The following is a 6000-nucleotide window of genomic DNA, read 5'->3' on the forward strand; positions in this document are numbered from 1 at the left end:
CAATCTACATCTACTGTCCGCTGTTTGGTGTCGGCGTTGTCGCTTCAGGCGAAGGTGTTGCTAAAGGCGAAGGTGTTGCTAAAGGCGGCGCAGTTATCGGTGTGGGTTCAAACTTGCCGCTGCTAATTTCATATCCTTCGGCAATTGGCCCTAAAGCTAGAACTGGGAAAAATGTCAGCGCGCCCAGAATTATGATTACTCCTGCGGTGACGCTGGTGAACAAAACTGAATCGGTTCTGAGAGTGCCGGTTGTTTCGGGAACCAGTTGTTTCTTCGTCATGCTGTCAGCTAAAAGCAGCAGGGCAATAATTGGAACGTAGCGCCCCAACAGCAGGCTAAAACAGGTGCTTAAATTCCACCAAAGTCCTGACGGCGCGGGTTGAGAGTCAGCCAATCCTTCAAAACCAGAACCGTTGTTAGCGGCCGCCGAAGCGTATTCGTACATCACCTGGGAAATGCCGTGAAATCCCGGGTTGCTGATGCCGCTCAAACTGTCGGTAAAGGCGAGGGAAATGGCACCGGGGATTAAAACTGCGATCGGGTGAATTAACAAAACAACGCTGGCTAAAACAATTTCTCGTTTTTCAATTTTGCGTCCCAAAAACTCCGGCGTTCTCCCCACCATTAATCCGGTGAGAAACACGCTCAAAATTGAGTAAATAAATAAGTAAGCCGTTCCCGTTCCTTGTCCGCCCCAAATGATTTGTAGAAACAAATTAAACAGAGTAGCAAAACCACCGGGAGGCATTAAAGAATCGTGCATTCCGTTGACAGCGCCGCACATTGTGCCAGTCGTAGTCACCGCCCAAAGTGCAGTCTCTGCCCAGCCAAACCTAACTTCTTTGCCTTCTAAATTTGGCTGCTGTGAACCCAGTAAATTATTAATTTGAGGGTTGCCGCCGTACTCGCCAAATGCTGCAATGCCAATCAAGATAACGTAGATGCCAAATACCATCCAAAAAATCAGCCATCCCTGTTTTTTGTTGTTGGCAAATCTGCCGTAGGTGTGAATCATCGCTGCTGGTATAGAAACCATTGCTAGTGTTTCCAGCAGGTTGGTAAAAGGGTTGGGATTTTCAAAGGGATGAGCCGAGTTGATGGCAAAAAATCCGCCGCCATTTTCTCCCAGTTGTTTGATACTTTCAAAGTGAGCAACTGGGCCGCGAGCAATTATTTGCGTGTCGCCTTCTAATGTACGGGCAACTGCCGGCCATGCTAGGGTTTCTGGCACTCCCGACATCAGCAAAAGTAAGGCAATTATCAAAGAAATTGGTAGCAGAATCCTGGTGATTGATTGAATTAAATCGATGTAAAAGTTGCCCAAGGGACGGCCGGTTAAGCCCCGGATAAAAGCAATACCTACTGCTAAACCTGTAGCTGCTGAGGTAAACATTAAAAAACCCAGAGTTAACTGGGATAAATAAGTGAATGTTGTCTCGCCGGAGTAATGCTGTTGGTCGGTATTTGTGAGGAATGAAATAGTTGTGTGCAGCGCAGTATCCCAGGTTGGGGCGCTTAAGCCGGTGGCATTTAAAGGCAGCACTCCCTGAAGCATGAAAATTAGAAAAACAAATATGCCCATTGCTGCATTGCTGTAAAGTAGCGATCGGGCATATTGCCAACCTGTCATCGAATCTACAGACCGGATATTGCTGGCTTTATAGATGAGTTGTTCTACAGGTTTAATAGCGGGGTCGAGAATGGTTGGTTCTCCCATGTACACCCGCGCCATGTAGTTGCCAAAAATAGGGGCGATCGCTACTACAATGATTAGCGTTAATGCGATTTGAATTAATCCTTCAAGCATAACTGAGCCAATACTTCCTTAAAAGTGCAATCTGCTTTTAAAAATCAATATACTTGCCCTTAAGATTTTTGATAATCAGCCCGCAGGTATAAGTTGCCGTTTACCCGTTATGTTTAGCTGCTATATATTTTCCCGGACAGACAAATGTTTAAATATTTAGCAGTATCTATGCTTGCAGATATAGATGTTATATAAACGCTTTTTTTTGCGTCACAACAGACAAATTTTGGCGAAGAAAAACCGCAGGTATAAGGCAGAGAGTAGAGTGTAAATATAAAATATAAAATGGATGGATAAAGGATGTTAAACAGCTTATTGAAAATCACAGACAACCAGGCAATTCAAGAGAAGTATTTGCGGGGAAGGTGGTCGATCGCAATTTTATTTGCGATCGTTGTAGTGCTGGAATTTACTACGCCGTCGGAGTATCTGTTTGGGTATTTGTACACAGGGCCGATTTTGCTGGCCAATTCGCGCTTGAGTCAGTTGGGTAAGTTGCAAATTACGCTGGTATCGGCAGCTTTGACTCTGTTAAATTTGTTTGTTCCTCATGGAGAAGCGATCGCCCTAGCAACTGTAGCAAATAGATCGATCGCAGTCATGGCTTTAGGGGTGACGGGATATTTGAGCGATCGCAACCAGCAGTACCAAGAGACGATCGCGATCGCTAAAGCTGAGTTGCAGTCGCAGCAGCAGCTAGCAAGCATCCGAGAAGATTTTGTCTCTACTTTGAGTCACGACTTGAAAACGCCGATGCTGGGGGCGATTGAAACAATTAAAGCTTTTGGGTCAGCAAAATTTGGGAATGTCACCGCCAGCCAGCAAAAAGTTCTCGAAACAATGGCGCGATCGCACAAAATGTCATTACAATTAGTAGAAACGCTGCTAGATGTTTACCGCAACGATGCCGAAGGTTTAAAACTGCAACTTGCTCCCGTAAATTTAGTAGCTTTGGCAGAAGAAGTAATTGCAACACTCATCCATTTATCGGCGGCGCGCCGCGTCTATATTAGTATGAGTTACGGAGAGTCATATTTTCGCCGCTCTTTGTGGGTAAATGGCGATGCTGTGCAACTCCAGCGCGTTTTTGTTAATTTACTAACAAACGCCATCAATCATTCTCATCGCGGCGGTAAAGTAGAAATTGTTATGGAATCTTATTCGAGTTATCAGGTGGTGAAAGTTATCGATAGCGGTTTGGGAATTACTGCCGATGAACTGCCCCACTTGTTCGAGCGTTTTTATCAAGGAAACGGCGATCGGCAAGCCAAAGGATCGGGATTGGGATTATACTTATCCCGCCAAATCATTGACGCCCACGGCGGTATAATTTGGGCAGAAAATAACTTGCCACACGGTGCTTTATTTGGATTCCGACTCCCTGCTATCCCACAGAAATGAAACCAGCTTATCCCTTGCGAATTCTCCTAGTGGAAGATGACGAACTGTTTCGGTTAGGACTGCGAACGCGGTTGCAGCAAGAAACTTGCTTGCAAGTAATTGCCGAGGCAGAAGATGGGGAAATAGCCGTAGAATTGACTCAGGAACACTTACCCGATGTGGTAGTTCTCGATGTCGGTTTGCCGGGAATTGGGGGTATTGAAGCGTGCCGCCAAATTAAACAGCGACATCCAGCAATTCCAGTTTTAATTTTAACATCTCATTCCCAAAAATCGTTAATTGAAAGATTGATTGCTGCCGGTGCCCAGGGCTATTGTCTAAAAGGAATCGCGGCGGAAACTTTGGTTTTGGCAATTCGATCGGTGGCGGTGGGCGCTTCGTGGTGGGATAAGGCTGCGACTTTGGAAATTCGGGCGGTTTTTGCTAATCCCGAACCTTTGAAAAATGGGTTGAAATCGGAACTTTTGGAGAATCCGCTGACGAAGCGAGAACAAGAAATATTAGCTTTAATTGCGGGTGGGAAAACCAATCAGGAGATTGCTCAAATATTGTACATTGCTCCGGGGACAGTGCGAGTTCACGTGCACGCGATTTTGCAAAAGTTAGAAGTGCGCGATCGCACTCAAGCTGCTGTTCTCGCTATTCAGAAAGGATTGGTAGCACAAGAACTTTTGCCCGTCGAACCCTAAAAGGTCAACTTTTGTACTGGAATAGTCGCTTTTTGAAATAAATTACTTGCTAAACGCGCCTCTACAAGATGAATCTGTAGCAGCTTCACGGAAAGTTAATATCAGTCTTGATTGTTAATTTTATTCATGACATTGAATGTGTGAATTTGCTAAGCTCGACACATCTTAATTTTCCTACGGTCATCTAACCAGAGGTGTATTGTGCAAAATTTTATTAATTCAGTTTTTAGTTCGATCGCCTTTCTCGATTCTGCTGTTCCAGATGCCCAAACTCTCCGCAACGGCATCGCAGCGGGGACAGAAGTAATTATTCTCGATGCGGCGCGGGATGGAGTAGCACAAATTACTGAAGCGCTAGCGACTCGCAGCAATATTAAAAGCATTCATCTCATCTCCCACGGCCGCCCCGCGAGTTTGCAGCTAGGCGCGATCGAGCTAAACTTGACAAATTTAAAAACTTATGCTAGACAATTGCAGCGCTGGTCGCGATCGCTGGCAGAGAGTGGAGAGATTTTGCTGTACGGGTGCGATGTAGCGGCGGGGGAGAAGGGCGCTAACTTCGTGCAGCAACTGAGTCAGCTAACCAAGGCAAAAATTGCTGCTTCTAGATCGCCGATCGGCAGTTCTGCTAAGGGCGGAGACTGGCAGCTAGATTATACAACGGGAGCCGTGTCATCTGGGCTGGCGATCGACCCAGCCACCAGGGCCGCTTATCAATTTGCCTTCGGCCTTACTCTCTACGACGGCACAAACTATCCACCCCCTGCTGCAACACCAGGCATCGGGACAGCAGCCGGTACTCAATTAGCTTACGGACAACTACCTCTGCCTTTCCCATTGGGTTCTGGTGTCCTAGCTACTGGTGCTTTCTCGCCTAACACGACGGGCATTAATACTGCTAGCGTGACCGCAGCTAATGACACTACAGGCTATGCAGGCTATACCAACTACAACTACACCCCTACTCCCGCGCCAGGAACAGTTAATCTAGTTAACCCAAGTTTCCCCGCACTCAACCTCACCAACGGTTATAGCGTCTCTTTCAACGTTGCAGTTACGGCTGAAAACAGTAATAGTGACGATCGGGCAGGTTTCAGCATCATCGCCATTAGCAGCGACGCTCAAACTGGCATTGAACTAGGTTTCACCAATCGCAACCTTGCCCCTAACGGAGGCATTTTTGCTCAAAACGGTGGCGCATCCCCAACTCTTTTTACTCGCGGGGAAAACGCACTTGTTAACATCAGCAATGCTACCGACTACAAACTGGTGGTTCAAGGCAGCACTTACACCTTGTTTGCCGGTGGCGTAGCAATACCAAACCTGACGAATCAGCCGCTGCGGAACTACACGGCATTTGATCCAGCAACCAGCCAGCCACCTTTACCCTTTAATCCCTACAGCCTGCCAAACTTCCTATTTTTCGGCGACGACACCGACCAAGCAAGTGCCACTTTTACTCTCGGCCCCATCTCGGTTAATAATTTCCCGGTGGCCGTCAATGACAGCTACAGCGTCCTGCACGATAAAGTCCTCAGCCAATTTCCGGGAGTTTTAAGCAACGACACCGACACCAACAGCGACCCGCTGAGTCCGACTTTAGTCACAGGCCCTACCAAAGGTACACTCTCATTCAACCCCGACGGCACATTCACTTATATTCCGAAAGCAAGCTTTGTCGGGACTGACACTTTCACTTACAGTGTTAGCGACGGTACAGATTCATCTGTTCAACCAGCAACAGTTACTATCAACGTCACTAACAATCCACCCAAAGTAAATCCCGACACCTACACTGTCCTGCACGACCAAGTTCTCAACGGAATTCCAGGAGTTTTAATCAACGACACAGACGCCGACCTTGATATACTGATTCCGGCCTTAGTTACAGGCCCGAGCAACGGTACGATCACCTTCAATGCCCTCGGCGACTTCGTTTATATTCCGAAAGCAGGCTTTGTCGGTACTGATACCTTCACTTACAGCGTTAGCGACGGCGCTGCAACTGTCCCCGGTACGGTGAATCTCAACGTCACTAACAATCCACCCAAAGTAAATCCCGACACCTACACTGTCCTGCACGACCAAGTTCTCAACGGAATT

4 protein-coding genes are annotated in these 6000 nt (G+C 47.0%); 3 read left to right on the forward strand and 1 reads right to left on the reverse strand.

The window, feature by feature from the left end:
• Window positions 1-10: 10 nt before the first annotated feature.
• Entirely contained in the window at window positions 11-1807 is a 1797-nt protein-coding gene (kdpA, locus tag QUA80_RS26890) for a potassium-transporting ATPase subunit KdpA (RefSeq protein WP_333428046.1), read from the reverse strand.
• A 300-nt stretch (window positions 1808-2107) separates the two neighbouring features.
• Between kdpA and QUA80_RS26895 the strand changes: the two genes are divergently transcribed.
• The 3 genes from QUA80_RS26895 to QUA80_RS26905 all read left to right on the forward strand — a co-directional run.
• Entirely contained in the window at window positions 2108-3208 is a 1101-nt protein-coding gene (locus tag QUA80_RS26895) for a HAMP domain-containing sensor histidine kinase (RefSeq protein ID WP_333428047.1), read from the forward strand.
• Window positions 3205-3897, forward strand: a complete 693-nt coding sequence (locus tag QUA80_RS26900) for a response regulator transcription factor (protein ID WP_333428048.1) — start codon at window positions 3205-3207, stop codon at window positions 3895-3897. Before QUA80_RS26895 ends, QUA80_RS26900 begins: the two co-directional genes overlap by 4 nt.
• 201 nt (window positions 3898-4098) lie before the next feature.
• The coding region (locus QUA80_RS26905) for a DUF4347 domain-containing protein (RefSeq protein WP_333428049.1) at window positions 4099-6000 on the forward strand (1902 nt) is incomplete at its 3' end.

Source organism: Microcoleus sp. F4-D5 (assembly GCF_036704885.1).
In the GTDB taxonomy this organism is placed as follows: Bacteria; Cyanobacteriota; Cyanobacteriia; order Cyanobacteriales; family Microcoleaceae; genus Microcoleus.